The organism is Nitrospirota bacterium, assembly GCA_023229435.1.
In the GTDB taxonomy this organism is placed as follows: Bacteria; Nitrospirota; UBA9217; order UBA9217; family UBA9217; genus JALNZF01.
In genome coordinates, this window is the sequence record JALNZF010000043.1 from 1 (window position 1) to 18399 (window position 18399).

Here is an 18399-nt window from a genome sequence, read left to right on the forward strand (position 1 = left end):
TCGTTCAGGACGCGAAGGGGATGTGCAAAAAACTATCGCCTCTTCCTTCTCCTGTCACCTTTCTTGCGTGCCCAGGAAATTGGCGCGGGGAGCGCCCATAACTTACCCCATCGAGTTTCCGATGCGATAGAGCGTATTGATCAGCGCGTACTGCAGGAACAGAATAATAAGCGCGGCGATCAATGGCGAAAAATCGATCCCTACTTTGTAAGGCGGAACAAGCTTGCGTATCGGCCTGAGCACTGGCTCGGTCATTTTTGTCAGGATCTGCACGATCGGGTTGTACGGGTCCGGGTTCACCCACGAGATGAGCGCCCTGATAATGATGACCCACATATAGATGTTCAGCGCGACATCAAGCACCTTGGCAATTCCCAGAACAACATTTCCAAATACAAACATTGCGCCTCCTGTTTTTCCTCCCAACTCCCAACTCCGAACTTCCAACTCCCAACTGCCCTACTTCCCCAACTCCCTGCTCCTTGCCGTCGCCGCCTCGACCGCGTTCATGAGCGTGGCGCGGAGCTTTCCCTTTTCAAGGGCATGAAGACCTTCGATGGTCGTCCCGCCGGGGGACGTGACCATGTCCCTGAGCTTGCCGGGATGTTCCTTTGTCTCGAGCACCATCTTGGCCGCGCCGTACACGGTCTGGGCCGACAGCTCGAGCGCGAGCTGACGGGGCAGGCCCGCCTTCACCCCGGCGTCGGACAATGCGTCAATGATCATGAACACATACGCCGGACCGCTGCCCGAGAGCCCGGTCACGGCATCCATGAGTTTTTCCTCCACGATCACCGCCCTGCCAACCGAGTTAAAGATGCTCTGTGCCAGGGCAAGATCGCCGCTCGTCGCGTTCTTCCCGCCCGCAAGCGCCGCCGCGCCCGCAAGAACAAGCGCCGGCGTGTTCGGCATCACGCGTACCACGTGGGAACTCTCCTTCAATGCCTTTTCTATCTTGGCGATCACGATGCCCGCGGCGATGGAGATAACGAGCTTTTTATCATCAACAACAGCGACGATCTCCGCGAGGACCCGTTCGACCACCTGCGGCTTCACACAGAGGATGAGGATATCCGCCTCTCGCGCGGCCTCAACATTACCCTTCTGCGCAACGCCATAGGTCATATGAAGATGCGCAAGCCTGTCTGCCGAAACATCAGTGACCAGGATCCGGTCCGGTTTCGTCGTTCCCGCCGCGATCAAGCCCTTGATGAGCGCCTCGGCCATGTTCCCCCCGCCGATGAACGCGATCTTTTTATCTATCAACATGAGATCCTCCAGTAGCTTTCGCCGCCTTTCACTCCACTCTCCGAACTCCGCACTCCGAACTTTTAACCCCTCTCCCCGAATATCGCCGTCCCCACCCGGACCAGGGTAGCCCCCTCTTCAATGGCAACCGCGAAATCCCCGCTCATCCCCATCGAGAGCTCCCGCATGAATACGCCGGGAATATTCTCCCGTACAATGCTTTCGGCCAGCTCCCGCAGAACAGAGAAATAAGGCCTTGAGTCTTCAGGATTCTCCGAGAACGGTGGAATGGTCATCAGGCCTTGAATGGTGATGTTGCCATGTTTCGCGATCTCCCTCACGAGAGCGGGGGCGTTCTTTACTGCCATGCCGGCCTTGCTCGCCTCTCCCGCGATATTCACTTCGACCAGAACGTTCTGCACCTTCCCGAGCTTCGCGGCCTGTTTATCGATCTCCGCCGCGAGTTCCCGGTTGTCCACTGAATGGATCAGGTCAAAAAGCCTCACCGCGTGTCTGGCCTTGTTTACCTGCAGGTGGCCGATCAAATGCCAGCTCGCGACACTGCCGAGTGTTTCGATCTTCTCCTTCGCTTCCTGCACACGGTTCTCGCCGAGGATTGCCGCTCCCGCGTCAACAGCCTCTTTGATCCGCTCATGATCAATGGTTTTCGTCACCACCACGAGCCTGACGGCCGCCGGATCGCGACCCGCGCGCTTCGCAGCGGATGCGATCCTGTCCTTCACCGTCTTGATGTTGTCCGCTATCGACATATTACCTGCAAACCCATTTAACCACGGATGAACACGGATTGACACCGATTTAGAAATTCAAATAAGTTCATATATGGTTTGTTCACATCTGCGATAATCTGCGCAATCTGCGGATAGTAAATCTTTTACGGTTTTATCATGATCACCGACAGCATCCTGCCGGTCCTGCCCTCGGCGCGGAATGAATAGAACAGGTCGCGCCTGCATGACGTGCAGAGTCCGAGCGCATGCACATTCTGTTCAGCCAGTCCGATCTGCAGCAGCTCCAGTTTGTTTGCCTTTACCAGGTCAAGACTCCAGCGGTCATTCCCGCGCGGAGTGGAGACCTCGGTCCAGAACGAGAATGCCTCCCTGACCCGCTCCATCACGATTTCGTCCACCTCGTAGCATTCTGGCCCGATGGCCGGTCCGATCGCCGCGATCAATTGCGCGGGTTCTGATCCGAATTCTTCGTGCATTCGGTGAACGGCCTTCTGGACGATCTTTTTTACGGTGCTCTTCCAGCCGGCATGCACGGCGGCCACGGCGGGCTTCATTGGATCGAACAGCAGGACCGGCACGCAGTCAGCGGTCTCGACGCCGATGGCGATCCCCGGCACATCGGTTATCAGGGCATCGGCACGAACAATGCGGACATCCCGGACGTTCAAGTCGTCCACCGTGACGATATTTTCACCGTGCACCTGTTCCACGGTCACCACCCGGTCAATACAGATCCCGAAAGCGCTTGCCACCGTTTTCCAGTCATCCGGATGCCTGGTGCCGTTGTTCCTTGCGCCCAGCCCGCCCTGCCTCGTGGTAAAGGCATGGATCATCCCGGTTGCCTTGTCGAGTGCTGGGATCGAAAAAAATTCATCACCCCCGGCCTTACCGGAATCAGCGCATTTTTTTTGATGTGGTTTAACGGTATTCATCTATGATAGTCATCATGCAGGGTTCAGGGTTCATGGCTTTCCAACTTTGAACGGCTCGACCGAGTTCGCCGAAGTCCGTGAACAGGGAACCTTGAACCTGAGCAGTTACCTGCATACACCGCAGGTCTTGCACGAGCCGACCTTGCACGGCGGCGTGAATTTCTCCACCAGCGCCCGCTGCTGCTCGTTGATAAGATATTCTTTTCTCACACCGATGTCAATAAAATCCCAGGGCAGACGCTCATCGAACTCGCGCCGTCGATGCACATAAAAATCCGTATCGATCGCGGTTGTTTTCGCCGCCTTTTTCCAGTCCCCGCCGTTCTGATGCGCGGCCGTGATCAGTCTTCCGATCCTCCGGTCGCCGCGCGCGAGCAGCGCCTGAATATACTCCCACTTCGGAAGGTCGTGAATGATGTTCATGTTCCCGATCGTCCTTACCGCCTTTTCAAGCGAGCGCAGCTTTTTGTTCAGGTTTTCGACTGTCTCCATCGGCTCCCACTGGAACGGCGTGAACGGCTTCGGGACAAAGGAGTTCACCGAGAGCGTGATCCTGCCGATCCTGCCGAGAGGCCTGGCGTGTGTAAGCTGAATTTCATGCACGGCGAGGGCGAGCCTGATGATCGCGTCCACATCGTCCGGGGTTTCCGTCGGCAGTCCGACAATGAAATACAGCTTGAGGTTGGGGATGTCATGGCGAAAGACCATATCGGCGGCGTGAAGGATATCTTTTTCCGTAATGCCTTTGTTTATCACGTTGCGAAGCCGCTCAGATCCCGCCTCGGGGGCGATCGAGATGGTCTTGTGTCCGCTCTTCGCGAGCCGTTCGATCAGCGTCTCGCTGACCGAGTCAGCGCGCAGCGATGAGACCGAGACGCCCCCCTCGATCCGCGCGCAGAGATCGTCGATATCGGGATAGTCGGACAAAGCGGCGCCCACGAGTCCGATCCTGCCGCAGAGGTCGTCCGCCTTGCTTGCCTGCTCACCGGCTTTATCGATGCTCAGGTTGCGGGGAGGGAGATACAGGTAACCCGCCATGCAGAACCGGCAGTGCCTGCCGCATCCCCGGGTGATCTCCGACAGATAGCGGTCGCTGAACTCGGTATTCGGGGTAAGGATGACGGTTGCCGCCGGCGCCTTGTCGAAGTCTTTGACCGTCCTCTTGACGATGCGGTCGGGAGCAGCAAGTTCAAGGTTCTTGCGTTCCTTGATCGTCCCGTCCTCATGATACATGACCTCGTAAAACTCCGGCACGTAGACGCCGGGGATCCTGCTGAGCGCGATCAGAAGCTCCCGCCGCCCTTTCCCCCTGTTCTTCCTGTACACATCAATGAACTCTCCCACGACTTCTTCACCCTCCCCCACGATGGCGAGATCGATGAAGTCCGTGAGCGGCTCAGGGTTGAAAAAAGCGCAGATCCCGCCGAGGATCACCAGCGGATCGTCCCCGGTCCGTTTGCGTTTGTCCGCGGGTATGCCGGAGAGGCGCAGCATCGTGAGCACATTAACATAGTCCTGTTCAAAGGACACGGAGAAGGCCAGGATGTCGAACGTCCTCACCATTCGCTTGCTCTCGAGGCAGAACAGTTTTGTGCCGGTCTTTACATACTCTTCAGCATCATCCTCATCAGGCAGGAACACACGTTCACACGCAGTGTCGGGACGGTTGTTCAGTAGGGAGTAGATCTGGTGCACGCCGAGGTTCGACATGCCGATAGGGTAGGTATTGGGATAGGCCAGCGCGACCGTTACTTCAGCGTCCCGGGCCTTCACGATCGTTCCGCGCTCCGCCGCGAGCAGGGCATCGACTTTTTCCTTGAGCTTCCTGGACATGGAGGGATTATACTATAGCCGGGACGCCGCGCGCAAAACAATTCGGGCAGGATTTTTTGTTCATCCCCGGCATGAAGAAAAAAGAACCTGGACACTGAAGGGGCGGATTTACTTATGATAACGGCGGATAAAAAATGAGGGTCTTCCGGGTTTTGTGTGGGTTGCTTTTATCTGACCTTAACTCAGATCATGAGGAGGAGATCATTTTTTTGCACATCCCCTTCGTGCGGGGTTGGAGTAAAGCTTTTTGGTTCTGCCTTTCCCCTGCGCCGGGTAGCTCTGACGCGAGAGACGCGCATAGCAATGCTGCACAGATCGTTGTTGCGAGAACAAGACAAGGCAGACACGGCCGAGCCCTTTTTTAAAGGGCGAGGGTGGAGTGCTGCGAGACCTGCATATCAGGGCTGAGGTACTGTATATGCCCGGCATGCACAGCCTGCCCTCGAATGCCTTAATCGGGGGCGGCCGAGTGATGAGCTGCCCAAAAAAATTGATGCACACGTGGAACAAGTGCCAACAGAGATAACCTTCAGAAAACAGATTGTTCCGGAAGACCCGGTTTTCTTGAGAGGGGATAGAGAAATAGTGAAGAGATGATCCGAAAGAAATCCGCTTCCCATCAGGATGGCGCTGAATTCATTTCCCGTCCAGGATCGCCCGCACCTTCCGCAAAAGATCGTTCATCAGTATCGGCTTGTAAATAACGTTCAAGCCCTTTTCCATCAGCCCTTTTTGACCCATGATATCGGCGGCATATCCGCTGAGGAACAACGACTTGATGTCGGGCTCGAAGATCCTGATCTTATCATAGGTCTCCTTTCCGTTCTTTTTCGGCATCATAAAGTCAAGAAGGAGCAGTTTGATCGCGCCCCGGTTGGCCATGAACTTTTTGACGGCATCCTCCCCGTTTTCCGCCTGAATTACGGTATAGCCGAACTGCGTGAGAACGCTGGTGATCAAATTTCTCACGGTCTCATCGTCCTCGGCAACGAGGATGGTCTCCGTGCCTCCTGTGACTTCAGGCAGATCGACCGATGGTGTTCCTTCCCTCTCCCGTGGCGCGACGGGCAGATAAATCTTGAGCGTGGTCCCCCTTCCGATCTCGCTTTCAACCTCGACAAAGCCGTTGTGCTGTTTGATGATGCCGTAGACCATGGCCAGTCCAAGGCCCGTGCCCCTGCCCACCTCTTTTGTCGTGAAAAAGGGTTCGAAGATCCTCTCCCGGGTCTTCTGATCCATACCCATGCCCGAGTCCGTGACCATCAGCTGGACATACGTCCCGGGTGTGCGGATATCGTGGGCGTTTGCCAGGTCCTCGTCCAGGTCAATACGCTGGGTTTCTATATACAGGTATCCGCCGTCCGGCATGGCGTCGCGAGCATTGGTCACGAGGTTCATCAGCAGCTGCTCGAGTTGCCCGGCATCCGCAAGGACCGTTACATCCTTATCGGTCAGGATGCACTTGAACTCCACGTCCTCGCCGATGAGCCTCGCGAGGAATCGCTCCACTTTCATGATAATGTCGTTCAGGTTGACCCGCTGGGGATTCAGTACCTGCTTTCTGCCGTAGGCGAGCAGACCCTGGGTCAGGCTTGCCGCCCGGTTGGCCGAGGAGAGGATCTGATCAACATGGTGCCTGAGCGGGTCGTCATCCCTCATTTTCATCTGCAAAAGGCTTCCGTATCCGATGATCGCGGTCAGGATATTATTGAAGTCGTGGGAGATTCCACCGGCAAGGGTCCCGATGGATTCCATCTTCTGCGACTGGCGGAGCTGGTCTTCAAGCCGTTTCCGTTCCGAAATGTCGATGCCCACTCCCACAAGATACGGCTTGTCGTTCATGATCATCCGGAATCCATTCAGCATGAACGATATGGATAAGCCGTTCTTCGTAACCATTGTTGCTTCAACCGAGGCGCTGCCGCTGCGAAACACCTCTTGTATCTTGCTGCTGACCAGTTCCCGATCTTCCCGGAAAAAATCGAGCGCATTCTTGTTTGTCATCTCTTCTGGTGAATAACCGAACACCTCTTGAAAATTTTTATTCCATCGAATTACGTTCCCCGACTCATCAATGATATAGAACAGCCCGGGCAGGCTGTCGATGACCGCATCGGAGAATTTCTTCTCCTCCAGCAGCGCCCCCTCTACCTTCTTCTGCTCGGTGACGTCGCGGGTTATCCCGAGAAGGGCGATGATCTCATCCTTGTCGTTGCGAAGGGGGACAGCATGGGTATCGAGCCAAAGCTGCCTGCCCTTGATGCCGGTCATCTTGAAGGTCAGGGTACCCGGCTTGCCCTGAAAGACCTCTTCCGTAAGTTTCCTGAAGGCCTCGCGATATTCCGGCGCAATGAGGGGGAAGATCGATTTGCCCTTGGCCTGATCGAGCGAATCCACCTGGATCATCTCCAGTCCCGCGCGGTTCATCATGATCAGGGTTCCGTCGGAAGCAACGAGCTTGACGCATTCCGGCTCGGTCTCAATAATGGTCTGAAGAAAATTTTTGCTATCGCTGAGCGCGGTTTCCACCTGGGTGCGGTCCGGAGGGTCATTCACCGGGGGAAATTCCCGGGGCACGGCGCCGGTATTCCTGGAACCGTCATGGGGATCGTGGGCAGGATGTTTTTTTTTCTCTGTCATTGGGGACCACGTTCATGCACGATGCGCGGGGGTCTCTCCGCTTGCCGGAAGACCCGAAGCGCGTCGATCCCTGCTCACGGTAAATCTGGACAATGCGTCTATAACCACCTAAAGTATACCAAAAAAGCGGACGGGAATGTATTCTTTCGATGGATTCATGATCAATGACGATGGTTCTTCCCTTCCGTCATTCCTCGCGAGGCATCACCGGCTGCCAAACCTACTGTTTGTCCGGCAACAGCCTGGATATGATCCCCTTGCCGTCCTTCCTGAGCGACACCTCGACCTTCATCGGCCCGCGAACATTCCTTCCCTGCTCGAGCTGGATCCCTTTCCCCTCTTCCACAAAATAGCTTTCGATCCCGTATTGCACATTCACCTTCTTGGTCCTGATCTCCGTGATCTCCCCGACAATCCCGTGAACTGGCTGGATGCCCTGCCAGCAGGGCTGTTTATATGCCGCGTTGTCCTTGTTATAGGAGAGCATGCTGCCCTGATTGTCAAGGCAGGCGGTGATCGCGTCGCCTTTCTTCAATCCCTGCATCCCTGAGTGGGTGACCTCCCGTTTCACGCCGTTATCGTCCTGAAACGTCAAGTTCCATTTCGACTCCCGGTATTCATTCCGCACCCTTCCCTGGATGTATTGTCCGCTCGCCGGCCGCTCCTTGCTGACCGACGCGGCAAACGACGTGCCGTCGGCAATCATATCGAGGTTGACATAGATCGACTGGCCCGGCAGAAAATCAGGCTTTTGCGAACCGCTGTCAAGAAGCAGGTTGGTGATCTCGTAGGTAAGGTTGACGTAATCGCCCCGGAAGAGGTCGCGCGGGTCCACGGGCGTGGTCTTGAGCACCACCTTGTCGCCCGTCGCGATCCAGTATTCCCGGTAGGCGATGATGCCGAGAAGCAGCAGCACCTGGAGACAAACGATCAGGATGAACTTGATGCGCATCAGTCGGCCTCCAGGTTGAACGATGCCAGCACCGTGCGCCGCTTCTTTTCGAGCACGATACCGCCGGCGAGAAGCAGGAGACCGCCGCCAATGAAGAAGAGTGAGCGGGGCATCAGTTTCCAGAAGAAGTCGAAATATCGGGCGATCACCTCGAGGACGAAGAAGACCAGGCCGAGGTTGATGTAGGCCCTGTTCCGCCTGAGGTAGCCGAGTACGATCACGCCGATGATCTGGAGCGCATACAGGAGGTTGAAGGCCAGCCGCAGCATGGAGTAGCCCTGGTCGCGCCGCGTGTACTCGGTGGAATATGTCTCAGGTGACGTCCCCAGGAAGCCCTTGCTGGTAAGGCAAAAGAGAAGCACGATCAGGAACAGGGCGGCCAGAAATACCGTTTCGGCTATCCATGTTTTCCCCTTTTCCCCTTTGACGATGAAGAGCGTGAGAGCGGCAGCGAACAGGATCGTGAAACCGTAATAGAAATACCTGAGCGCAGACGCGCCGAAATGCCACTGCATGAACGCGAAGGTGAGCACATAACCGGAGGCGAGCGTGAGGAACAGGCCGATGCCGAGATAGGGGCCGGAAAGGTGCTCGAGGGACGGGAAACCGCGGTGCATGAGACCGAATGCCCACAGGGTAATGCCTGCCATGAGAAAGAGCGCGATGAAGACCGTGATGTTGCCGTAGGCGCTGAAAAAGGACAGGGAGAAGGTCGCCTCCATCCCGAGCCAGAGGAGAAGATCGATGATCGCGAGCGACAGGAGTGAGTTCAGACCCAGGAGGTATGCGAGCGGCAGCGCGGCAAGCCCCCAGATCAGCGGACCGTTGGGATAGTGTACCGAGATATGGTACATCTGGGCGATGAGGAAGATCCCCGCCCCGAAGATGAGCGAGCCGAGCAGGATAAGCCCCGCGCCGACGCGCGGAGAGTTCCGGCGCTCGTAGCGAAGAAAGAAACCCGTGCCGTAGGAGGCGAGGAGCGAAATGAAGATGATCGCGAGCCTGCCCGCATTCGGGATCCGGGACCAGTTCGAAGCAACGAAGAGCAGGACGCCGATCCCCACCAGGAGGGAACCGAGTACCGAGATCGCGGTGATGAGCTTGGTCGGCCCCGCTTTGTCCTCGGCCGCCTTCATGCCCGCGTACCTTTCGAGGATACGGTCCTTCTGCTCCGGCTCGACGATACCCTCTTCGAGCCATTTTCCTGCTTCGGTTTCGAGCGTCTGAATGAATGTTCTGTCCGGTTTTGTCATCACGGGAAAACTGAAGATGATCTCGTCTTTCCTTTTGGCGTTCAGCGGACATTGATGCGGATGAACGAAGCTTCCTGATCCCGTTCCACCCGCATCCCTTGTTGTCTGATCGCCTGCCCTATTCCGCCCGTACCAGGTCCTCGAACCTGATGTCCACGCCGAATACACCGACGATAGTGCTCGCATCATCAGCGATGGGCGCCGACACGGTGATGCAGAGCGCGCCGGTGATCTTCGAGGTGTAGAAGTCCGACACAAAGCTCTTGCCGTCCTTCATCGGATTGATGAACCACGACCGGTCCGAGAAGTTGTCGCCCAGGCCGGCAACCTCATATTTGGCCTTGTTCTCGATATCCGTAATGTTCTTGGTTATCTTGTTGCCCTCTTTATTCACCACGTAGGCGAACTGAATGTACGGGTCTTCCCGCTGGAGCTTCTCCATCACCGGCTCCTGTTTTGCGGGATCCATGGACCGGATCTCCGGCCGCTCAACAAACCCCTCCACGATGTGGCGCGCCACTTCCGACGCTTTCTTTTTCAGCCTGTCGAGGTCGGAGATGAAGTACTCGGAGAGGGACTTCTTCGCCCGCTCCAGAAGTTCGTCGTGGGAGATGCTCGTGGTCCTTCCCTGCTCGTACTGTTCCATCACCCACTTGTTCATCTTGGCAAGACCAGGGTGGCGCTTGTCGATCTTCTTGTCCGAATCCAGCCCGAGGTGGCTGTTCACCCATTGGGCAATGCCGGCGATGCCTGATTTATCGGTGATGATCACGCCCATGGGCCGCTTCAGGATCTTCGAGGTGTCGAAGATATTGTAGATCTCCTCGTTCTTCAGCATGCCGTCGGCATGGATGCCGGCGCTCGTGGAGTTGAACTCCGAACCCACAAAGGGATAGTTGGCCGGGATCGGGAAGTTCAATTCCCTTCTGAAGTACTCGGCCATGTCCGTGATGGCCGCGGTGTCGATGCCGGAATCATTCCCCGTGAGGCTGATATAATCGATGATCATGGCCTCAATGGGCGTATTGCCCGTACGCTCGCCAAATCCCAGCAACGCGCCGTTCACGGCCGAGCAGCCGTACATCCACGCGGCCACGCCGTTGACGAGCACCTTGTGAAAATCGTTGTGGCCATGCCATTCGAGCTGCTCCGACGGCACGCCGCCGTCGTGGATCAGGGCGTAAAAGATCTCGGGCACGCCGCGCGGGAGGGCCGTGCCCGGGAAGGGGAAACCGTAGCCCATGGTGTCGCAGGCCCTGACCTTGACCGGGATCTTGGCCGCTTCCGAGAGCTTCATCAGCTCCTGCACAAAGGGGATGACGAACCCGTAGAAATCCGCCCGGGTGATGTCTTCGAGGTGGCAGCGGGGAATGATGCCCTGCTCCAGCGCCGTTGCAACGATATCGAGGTACTGCTGGAGCGCTTCCTTGCGGGACAGGTTGAGCTTCAGGAAAATGTGATAGTCGGAGCATGACGTGAGAATGCCCGTTTCCCTGAGCCCCATCTCCTTCACCAGTTTGAAATCTTTTTTGTTCGCCCTGATCCAGCCCGTGATCTCGGGAAAGCGGTAGCCTCGCTCCATGCAGAGCTTCACTGCTTCGCGGTCCTTTTCAGAGTACAGAAAGAATTCGGTCTGCCGGATCACGCCCTGAGGCCCGCTCATCCGGTGCATGAAGTCGAAGATGTCAGCGATCTGCCTGGGCGTATAGGGCGGCCGCGACTGTTGACCATCCCGGAACGTGGTGTCCGTGATCCAGATATCCTTCGGAATATTGGTCTGGATCATCCGGTCCTCGAGCACCACCCGGGGCACGCTTGAATAGGGGAACATGTCCCGGTACAGAACCGGATCTTTCACGTTCTTGAGTTCGAAGGGTGTTTTGATGGTCTGCTTTTTGATGGCCAAGGTAACCTCCGGTTTACAAATAAATTGAAAATTGAAGATTTGAGATTGCACAATGTAAATAAACAGGGCGTCAATTTAAGATTTCCAATTTCCAATCTTCAATTTCCAATGAGCCGTCATGCTCCCCTGATGCCCCTGATCGCAGCCGCATAATCCTTCTTGCCGAATACTGCCGAACCTGCCACAAGGATATCAGCGCCCGCTTCGGCGATCTGTGCCGCATTTTCAGGCTTCACTCCTCCGTCCACCTCGATCTCGATCTTCAGGCCCAGTGCGTCGATCCGCTTCCGGAGCTGCCGGATCTTGTCAATTGCCGAGGGGATGAACGACTGGCCGCCAAAGCCCGGGTTCACGGACATGATGAGCACCATGTCGAGTTCCGGCAGAATATAATCGAGACTCGAAAGAGGCGTCGCGGGGTTCAAGGACACCGCCGCCTTCACGCCCTTGTGCTCCCGGATCGACTGGATCAGCCTGTTCAGGTGAAATGCGGTCTCCACATGTACGGCAATATAATCAGCCCCCGCCCTCGCGAAATCGGCAATGTACAGCTCCGGGTTGGTGATCATCAGGTGCACGTCGAGCGGCAGCTTCGTGCTTTTACGGGCCGCTTCCACGATCAGCGGGCCAATGGTGATGTTCGGCACAAAGTGCCCGTCCATCACATCGACATGGATGATATCGGCGCCGGCGGCCTCGACCGCTTTGATCTCCTCGCCCAGCCGGGAGAAGTCGGCGGACAGGATTGAAGGAGCTACTTTTATTTTTTTCGTCATGGTATTCCTCTAAAAATAAAAATTGGAAGTTGGAAATTGCAAATTGAAAATTTCAAAATGAATTGCACAGTGATATCGGCTTTGTTCGATTTCTCAAATTTACAATTTAAAATTTCCAATCTCCAATTTCCAATTGCGCGGCCCGCGGCCGCGCTATCTATTCACCACAATATCAACCGTCGCATCCCTGGCAACGGGCGACCCCGCCCCCGGCTTCTGCTGGATGACGATCCGGTCCGTTCCTGTTTCCTCGTTCCCGGGGGGCCTCGTGATGACCCTGCGCTGCAGGCCTATCCTGTCGATGATCCTGAGCGCCTCTTTCGCTTTTTTCCCCGTCAGCGCCGGCATGACATACAGCGGCGCTTTATTGCCCGCACTGATAAGCAGGCTGATGCCGCTCCCTTTTTCAAGCGGGTTCCCGGCCTCCGGCCCCTGCGCGATCACCATATCGCGCTCCACGCGGTCCGAGAACACCCTTGACACCGTTCCGGGGGAAAAACCCGCCTGCCGTATCATCATGTCGGCCTTGCGAAAGTTTTCCCCCACCAGTTTTAACGCCTGAGTGTCACTCGGCCCCTGGCTGACGACCACGCGCACCTGCCGGCCCTTTTTTATCCCGACCTCCGGCGCCGGCGATTGGGAAATTACCGCGTCCCTCGGCAGGGTCGGATGAGCTTCCCGCCGGTCCACCTTGAGCTGCAATCCCTGCTGGGCAACCGTCTCGATCACGTTCACGATGTCCTGTCCCGTAAGGTCAGGCATGCGCACTTCTTCCTGTCGAAGAAGCAGCGCGACAACTGCGAATGCACTCAAAATTCCCACGCCGATGAGTGCAATGAATAAACCCAGACCTTTGAGAAACCGTTCCATGTCAGAACTCGCATTTTACCACAGTAAAATTACAATGCAAGAACTTCTGGGCCTGCCATTCCTATGCCCTATTCCCCTGCAGTTCCGAACTCCACACTCCGAACTCCGAACTGACTTAACGTGCCCCTTGACCTATCTTCTCTTCACCATCCTCACGCCGAAGAACCCATCCATCTCCGGCGCCTGCGGGAACGTCCTGAAAAGGCCCTTTGCATCCACAAGCGCTGCAGCAGCCCGCGGAAGAAAAGGGCGAGGATCATCGATGCTGAAAGAGCTTCCCGGTCCCGTGAGAAACCAGGTTATAACGTCATCGTTCTCTTCAGGCTCCGTGGTACAGGTGGCGTAAACGAGCGTCCCGCCGGGCTTCAGCAGGACAGCGCAGTTCTCGAGGATCCGCCTCTGGAGCGTCGTATGCTCGCTCACCGTCCGCTCTTCCTTGTTCCACCTGCCGTCGGGATGCCTGCGCAGCACGCCGAGGCCGGAGCAGGGCGCATCGATCAGCACCCTGTCAAAGACCCCTGCATGATACTTCGATGCATCACCCTGCATTGGCGAGATGATCGTGGTTCCGAGCCTCCTGCTGTTCTCGCGGATCTTCGCGATCCGGGAGGCATCAAGCTCGATCGCCACGACGCTGCCCTGGTCGTGCATGAGCTCGGCCAGGTGCGTTGCCTTGCCGCCGGGGGCCGCGCAGGCATCCATGATCGTCTCGCCTGGTTGAGGCGTGAGCAGCAGACTGATGAGCTGGGCCGCCTGGTCCTGGACCATGAACCAGCCGTCCCGATAGGCCTGAAGTGCTCGAAGCCACTGCGGTGAGAAAAGAATGTCAAGACCGGCGGGAGAACGGGTTGTCTCCGAGACCTGCACCCCCTCGGCTTCCAGTGCGGCCCGGAGAGCGGCCCGCGTCGTCTTAAGCGTATTTGTCCTGATCGTGAGCAGCGCGGGACGATTGTTCTCCACAAGCAGCGTCTCCGCCGCCTCAGCGCCGTACCGCGAGACCCAGCGTTTCACGAGCCAGGCCGGGTGCGAATAGAGCATCGACAGGCGCGCGACCGGATCCCCGGATTCAGGATACTTGATCGTGCTCCGCTTTCTGTCCAGGCCTCTGAGCAGTCCGTTCACATATCCGTGCTTGTTGCCATGCTCTTTTGCGAGATCCACTGCCGTGTTCACGGCAGCGCTCACCGGCACCCGGTCAAGGAAGAACATCTGGTAGGCGCCGAGCCGCAGGATATTCCGGGTCCAAACGTCCGTTTTTTCCACGGGCTGGACGGAAAATTGATTCAGTGTCCAGTCAAGCAGGGCTCGATTCCGGAGCACGCCGTACACGAGCTCAAGCAGGAACGCGCTGTCGCGCGCATCCAGGCTCTGTCGCGCCTGGGCAAGCGGCGTATCGATAAAGACGCCGTTCTCGGCACGGCAAAGGATCGTGAGCGCCGTCTCCCGCGGGATATCCTTATCCCCTCTGCGAAAGTCAGCCCCGGTCTTCGGTGAGCGGTTCGCGTCATTCATAGGCATGACAACGTATGCTCTTCCTCCGGAGTAACTAAGGAATTAAATTCGCAACTATTCAGCATTATGACCTTCCCTTCGGCAGCCCATATTACTAAACTGTCATTCCCGGGGAATTCATCGGGAATATGGTTTTCCTAAAATACGTAAAGAACCGGATCCCCGATAGAAACATTCGGGGATGACCTAAGATGGATATCAGAGAGCTGATGTTAGATTAGATGAATAGCCACAAAAATGAATTGGTTTTCTCTGCGCCCTCTGCGACTCTGCGGTTAAATCAGATTTTTTTCGCGGACACAAATTATCATTTTGCATTTTGCATTGGCTGCGGCCGGTTGCCGCCTGCGAAGAAATCAAGCGCTTCAGCGACCCGGGTGAGATCTACGCTGGTGTTGAAGCAGGGACCAAAGGGACGATCGTTCAGGATCCCGATCACGGGCAGGGGGTAGGCGTCCTGGATGCCGCTTGTCAAGTCACGCTCGCAGGCAACGGCTATGATCGCTTCCGGCTTTGCTTCCGCCACCCTGCGCCGGGCGAGCGTTCCACCCGTGGCCACGGAGAGGTGTACGTTGTATTTCCGGGCCAGTTCCACGAGGTCCTTGATCTTGCACTTGCCGCATGCCTGGCACTTTGATACGTCGCTCGTGACCTTGATCGCGCAATCGCTGAACTGGAGGCAATGCGGCATCAGCAGCAGGACGCGCTTGGGCCTGCTTTCCGCGTAGCGCGCGCGAACGAGCAGATTGTTCACCTCCACGAAGGACTGCTGCACCTTCTCCTTGGACAGGCCGAGGAGCTTCCCCAGCACGATCATGATGGGAAAAAGCACCTCGATCACGATCCCGCGGAGCCGCGACGCGAAAAAGATCTCTTTGCCCCTGACCAGCGTGAGGATCAACAATCCCACGCCGAGGATCAGGAGGCCGAGCGCCGCGGCCATGCCGTACAGTACGATCGTCGGCGCAAGCGGATGGATGTTCCTGAGCCCCACGTAGGGGATCAGATAGATCACCACGGCGACCGCGGTAATGAACATAACCGTGAAGACAATGAGGCCGATGAATATTCTTTTTTTGGGTTCGGACATGGTTTTAAAGACGCAATGCAAAAGTCAAAGTGCAAAATGCAAAAGTCAAAAGGGAGAACAAAGACACATGGTCGGTGGCCATACCTAAATTTTGCAATTTGCATTGGCTGCGGCCAGAGGCCGCGCTATGAATTGGTAAACTTTTCCCCCACTATTCCCCGGTGTCCCCGCATGAACTCGCCTGCGGTCATGGGCTTTTTCCCCTCTGGCTGAATGGTCAGGATGCGGAGCAGGCCGCTGCCGGTGCCCGCCACCAGGGTGTTTTTGTCCCTTTCGTACAGCAACCCCGCCTCGCCGGTCCCGTCAAGCACCCCTGTTGCGATGATCTTCACCATCTTCCTGTCCAGAGAGGAGTATGCGCCGGGCCAGGGAGAAAGTCCCCTTACGCGGTTGTGGATATCCCGGGCGGAAAGGTCCCAGTCGATAAGACCGTCTCCTTTTGCAAGAAGAGGCGCCAGGGTGGCTTTCGTTCCGTCCTGGGCGATCGGAGCAAGCTTTCCTGACGCGAGAAGCGGCAATGCTGTTATAATGAGCTTCGCGCCGAGCGCTGCAAGCTTCTCTGTCAGCGCGCCCGCCGTGTCTTCCGGGCCAATGGGGAGGCTCTCCTGCATCAGGATCGCGCCCGTGTCCATGCCCTCGTCCATCAGCATGATGGTGTTGCCGGTCTCGTGCTCGCCGCGGATGATCGCCCAGTTGATGGGCGCGGCGCCCCGGTACGCGGGCAGGAGCGAAGCGTGAATATTGATACAGCCGAATTTAGGGAGCGTCAGGATCTCTTTCGGGAGTATCTGTCCATACGCTGCTACAATGATCGCGTCGGGTTCCATCTTCCGGAGAATTCCGATGAACTCCGGGTCCCTTACACGCGTGGGCTGAAATACAACGAGCCCCAGCTCTTGTGCTGTACGTTTGACCGGCGGCGCGGCAAGGGTCCGGCCGCGGCCGGCCGGCTTGTCGGTCCGCGTGACTATACCGGCAATATCATGTCCGGCTGCAGCCAGGGCGCGAAGCGGCTCTGCCGCGAACTGCGGTGTTCCCATGTAGATGAGTCTCATAACAAACTCCAAATCCCAAGCACCAAAGAACAAATAATAACCAAGCACCAAATTCCAAACGTTTGATTATTGTTATTTGGATATTGGTATTTATTGGGAACTTGGGATTTGTAATTTGGAGCTTGCTAAAGAGCTATTCCTTCTCCAGCAGCGCCTTCTTGAATCTTCGCTTGAAGAGACTCTTCTTGAGCGGGCTTAATCTGTCCACGAACAACAGTCCGTTCAGGTGGTCGATCTCATGCTGGAGGGCCTTTGCCATGAGGCCTTCGGCCTCGAGCTCGAACTGCTTGCCCGTCCTGTCCTGCGCGCGGACCTTGACCCGTGCGGCGCGCTTGACCTTCTCAGCGTAGTCCGGGATGCTGAGGCAGCCTTCTTCTTCGATGATCGACCCCTCCATGGCAAGTATCTCGGGATTGATGATAACGAGAAGCGGGTGACGCTGTTCTTCGTCTTCCCGCAAGCTCAGGTCGATCACTGCAAGTTGGAGCGGCACCCCCACCTGGTTGGCCGCAAGCCCGACGCCGGGAGCAGCGTGCATGGTTTCCACCATATCCTCGATCAGACGGTTGAGGGTGCTGTCGATGCGCTCTACACGGGAAGTTTTATTCCGGAGCACAGGGTCCGGATAGGTGCGAATTTCACGAAGTGTCATGGTAATGCATATGTAACATGATTTATTTGATAAATCAAGGTATAAGATGGATAAAGTCAGGGTTTGGTCAGGCGGACATACCGTTTACAGAAAAAATACGCGGATAGTATAGTGATAAATTGCAAGCCATATTGAGACCTGACATGATCCTCAGCGAATTTTTACACTATCTCTGTATAACGTCGCCAATCTGCCGCTGAATTCGGCGGGGGGATGATTCGTGAAGAATTTCGTGACCATCAGAATCTCTTCTTCCGAGGTCAGATTCCCATGTCTGATATAAATGATTCCACCGGTCTTTTCCGAAGGAAATCTCAGGGGATTTGTAAAGTGGTAATCTCTGGTAATAAGAACAGATTTGCTTTTACAGGCGAGGTTAAATACTTCTTCATCGGTATTGCCGGACGTTGCCGCCTCCGCAATGGCAACGATCTGATGACCATCGCGAAGCAGGACTTCGGCAAGCCCATAGCTTACGCTTTCATCAAGAACGATCTTCATGCCACTGCAAGCTTTTCTGTCGCGAGAAACGAGGCATATTCAAGACATGCCTTGATGTCTTCACTCTTCAGGCGCGGAAAATTCCTCAGAATCGTTTCGTAGTTTTCACCCGCGGCAAGATGGCTGAGAATGATATGGACAGGGATGCGGGTCCCTTTTACACACGGTTCGCCCCCGCAGATGTTAGGGTCGGATACAATACGAGTATTCATTCTTTCGCTCCTTTCTATCCAAGGTGTATTAATTATATATCAAAGAGCGCCCGTAAACAATGCTTTTTACAGTTGTGTCATAAGATGGATAGACATAATGGTTGACAGTTGAAAATCAAGTGACCTGCCCCTTGCAACGTGGGTTATACTTGGGAACCCAGTTCCCAAATACAGAGCCACACCAAGGAGGCAGGTCATGAAACATTCTATCATTT

Annotated in this window: 17 protein-coding genes; all 17 read right to left on the minus strand. The window is 56.0% G+C overall.

The features are described from left to right. Positions 1-102: 102 nt before the first annotated feature. On the minus strand, positions 103-402 hold the full coding sequence (locus M0R70_16130; protein MCK9420886.1) for a YggT family protein: 300 nt from the start codon (positions 400-402) through the stop codon (positions 103-105). A 57-nt stretch (positions 403-459) separates the two neighbouring features. Beyond that, the gene (gene proC, locus M0R70_16135; GenBank protein ID MCK9420887.1) at positions 460-1269 is read right to left on the minus strand and encodes a pyrroline-5-carboxylate reductase; all 810 of its coding nucleotides are present in this window, start codon (positions 1267-1269) and stop codon (positions 460-462) included. 62 nt (positions 1270-1331) lie between these two features. Further along, positions 1332-2018 (minus strand): YggS family pyridoxal phosphate-dependent enzyme, encoded by a 687-nt coding sequence (locus tag M0R70_16140; GenBank protein ID MCK9420888.1) that lies wholly within the window; start codon positions 2016-2018, stop codon positions 1332-1334. A 125-nt stretch (positions 2019-2143) separates the two neighbouring features. After that, positions 2144-2932 carry a peptidoglycan editing factor PgeF gene (pgeF, locus tag M0R70_16145; protein MCK9420889.1) on the minus strand — a complete coding sequence of 263 codons (789 nt, stop codon included), beginning with the start codon at positions 2930-2932 and terminating at the stop codon, positions 2144-2146. A 105-nt stretch (positions 2933-3037) separates the two neighbouring features. Then, positions 3038-4765, minus strand: coding sequence for a TIGR03960 family B12-binding radical SAM protein (locus M0R70_16150; protein ID MCK9420890.1), 1728 nt, complete (start codon positions 4763-4765; stop codon positions 3038-3040). Positions 4766-5401: 636 nt separating this feature from the next. Beyond that, positions 5402-7405, minus strand: coding sequence for a PAS domain S-box protein (locus M0R70_16155; GenBank protein MCK9420891.1), 2004 nt, complete (start codon positions 7403-7405; stop codon positions 5402-5404). Between the two features lie 220 nt (positions 7406-7625). Next, the gene (locus M0R70_16160; GenBank protein ID MCK9420892.1) at positions 7626-8357 is read right to left on the minus strand and encodes a GDYXXLXY domain-containing protein; all 732 of its coding nucleotides are present in this window, start codon (positions 8355-8357) and stop codon (positions 7626-7628) included. Continuing rightward, complete coding sequence (locus tag M0R70_16165; protein MCK9420893.1) at positions 8357-9799, minus strand: DUF2157 domain-containing protein; 1443 nt, start codon at positions 9797-9799, stop codon at positions 8357-8359. Before M0R70_16165 ends, M0R70_16160 begins: the two co-directional genes overlap by 1 nt. Then, on the minus strand, positions 9729-11516 hold the full coding sequence (locus M0R70_16170) for a histone-lysine N-methyltransferase (protein ID MCK9420894.1): 1788 nt from the start codon (positions 11514-11516) through the stop codon (positions 9729-9731). Before M0R70_16170 ends, M0R70_16165 begins: the two co-directional genes overlap by 71 nt. Positions 11517-11632: 116 nt before the next feature. Continuing rightward, positions 11633-12292, minus strand: coding sequence for a ribulose-phosphate 3-epimerase (gene rpe / locus M0R70_16175; GenBank protein MCK9420895.1), 660 nt, complete (start codon positions 12290-12292; stop codon positions 11633-11635). A gap of 153 nt (positions 12293-12445) precedes the next feature. Continuing rightward, a complete protein-coding gene (locus M0R70_16180; protein MCK9420896.1) occupies positions 12446-13162 on the minus strand; it encodes a PASTA domain-containing protein in 717 nt (238 codons plus the stop codon). 132 nt (positions 13163-13294) lie between these two features. Further along, positions 13295-14680 carry a 16S rRNA (cytosine(967)-C(5))-methyltransferase RsmB gene (rsmB, locus tag M0R70_16185; protein MCK9420897.1) on the minus strand — a complete coding sequence of 462 codons (1386 nt, stop codon included), beginning with the start codon at positions 14678-14680 and terminating at the stop codon, positions 13295-13297. 301 nt (positions 14681-14981) lie between these two features. Further along, positions 14982-15764, minus strand: coding sequence for a DUF116 domain-containing protein (locus M0R70_16190; GenBank protein MCK9420898.1), 783 nt, complete (start codon positions 15762-15764; stop codon positions 14982-14984). Between the two features lie 125 nt (positions 15765-15889). Next, positions 15890-16819 (minus strand): methionyl-tRNA formyltransferase, encoded by a 930-nt coding sequence (fmt, locus tag M0R70_16195; protein ID MCK9420899.1) that lies wholly within the window; start codon positions 16817-16819, stop codon positions 15890-15892. Positions 16820-16952: 133 nt separating this feature from the next. Next, positions 16953-17471, minus strand: a complete 519-nt coding sequence (gene def / locus M0R70_16200; protein MCK9420900.1) for a peptide deformylase — start codon at positions 17469-17471, stop codon at positions 16953-16955. A 150-nt stretch (positions 17472-17621) separates the two neighbouring features. Further along, on the minus strand, positions 17622-17972 hold the full coding sequence (locus M0R70_16205; protein ID MCK9420901.1) for a DUF5615 family PIN-like protein: 351 nt from the start codon (positions 17970-17972) through the stop codon (positions 17622-17624). After that, on the minus strand, positions 17969-18184 hold the full coding sequence (locus M0R70_16210; GenBank protein MCK9420902.1) for a DUF433 domain-containing protein: 216 nt from the start codon (positions 18182-18184) through the stop codon (positions 17969-17971). Before M0R70_16210 ends, M0R70_16205 begins: the two co-directional genes overlap by 4 nt. Positions 18185-18399 lie beyond the last annotated feature (215 nt).

Excerpts from the sequence above, each read along its gene's own strand:
- M0R70_16140 (MCK9420888.1), bottom strand. The coding sequence starts at position 2,018 with ATGTCGATAGCGGACAACATCAAGACGGTGAAGGACAGGATCGCATCC.
- M0R70_16190 (MCK9420898.1), bottom strand. The coding sequence starts at position 15,764 with ATGTCCGAACCCAAAAAAAGAATATTCATCGGCCTCATTGTCTTCACG.
- M0R70_16155 (MCK9420891.1), bottom strand. The coding sequence starts at position 7,405 with ATGACAGAGAAAAAAAAACATCCTGCCCACGATCCCCATGACGGTTCC.
- M0R70_16210 (MCK9420902.1), bottom strand. The coding sequence starts at position 18,184 with ATGAATACTCGTATTGTATCCGACCCTAACATCTGCGGGGGCGAACCG.
- M0R70_16205 (MCK9420901.1), bottom strand. The coding sequence starts at position 17,972 with ATGAAGATCGTTCTTGATGAAAGCGTAAGCTATGGGCTTGCCGAAGTC.
- proC (MCK9420887.1), bottom strand. The coding sequence starts at position 1,269 with ATGTTGATAGATAAAAAGATCGCGTTCATCGGCGGGGGGAACATGGCC.
- def (MCK9420900.1), bottom strand. The coding sequence starts at position 17,471 with ATGACACTTCGTGAAATTCGCACCTATCCGGACCCTGTGCTCCGGAAT.
- M0R70_16160 (MCK9420892.1), bottom strand. The coding sequence starts at position 8,357 with ATGCGCATCAAGTTCATCCTGATCGTTTGTCTCCAGGTGCTGCTGCTT.
- rpe (MCK9420895.1), bottom strand. The coding sequence starts at position 12,292 with ATGACGAAAAAAATAAAAGTAGCTCCTTCAATCCTGTCCGCCGACTTC.
- M0R70_16165 (MCK9420893.1), bottom strand. The coding sequence starts at position 9,799 with ATGATGCGAGCACTATCGTCGGTGTATTCGGCGTGGACATCAGGTTCG.
- rsmB (MCK9420897.1), bottom strand. The coding sequence starts at position 14,680 with ATGCCTATGAATGACGCGAACCGCTCACCGAAGACCGGGGCTGACTTT.
- fmt (MCK9420899.1), bottom strand. The coding sequence starts at position 16,819 with ATGAGACTCATCTACATGGGAACACCGCAGTTCGCGGCAGAGCCGCTT.
- M0R70_16180 (MCK9420896.1), bottom strand. The coding sequence starts at position 13,162 with ATGGAACGGTTTCTCAAAGGTCTGGGTTTATTCATTGCACTCATCGGC.
- pgeF (MCK9420889.1), bottom strand. The coding sequence starts at position 2,932 with ATGAATACCGTTAAACCACATCAAAAAAAATGCGCTGATTCCGGTAAG.
- M0R70_16130 (MCK9420886.1), bottom strand. The coding sequence starts at position 402 with ATGTTTGTATTTGGAAATGTTGTTCTGGGAATTGCCAAGGTGCTTGAT.
- M0R70_16150 (MCK9420890.1), bottom strand. The coding sequence starts at position 4,765 with ATGTCCAGGAAGCTCAAGGAAAAAGTCGATGCCCTGCTCGCGGCGGAG.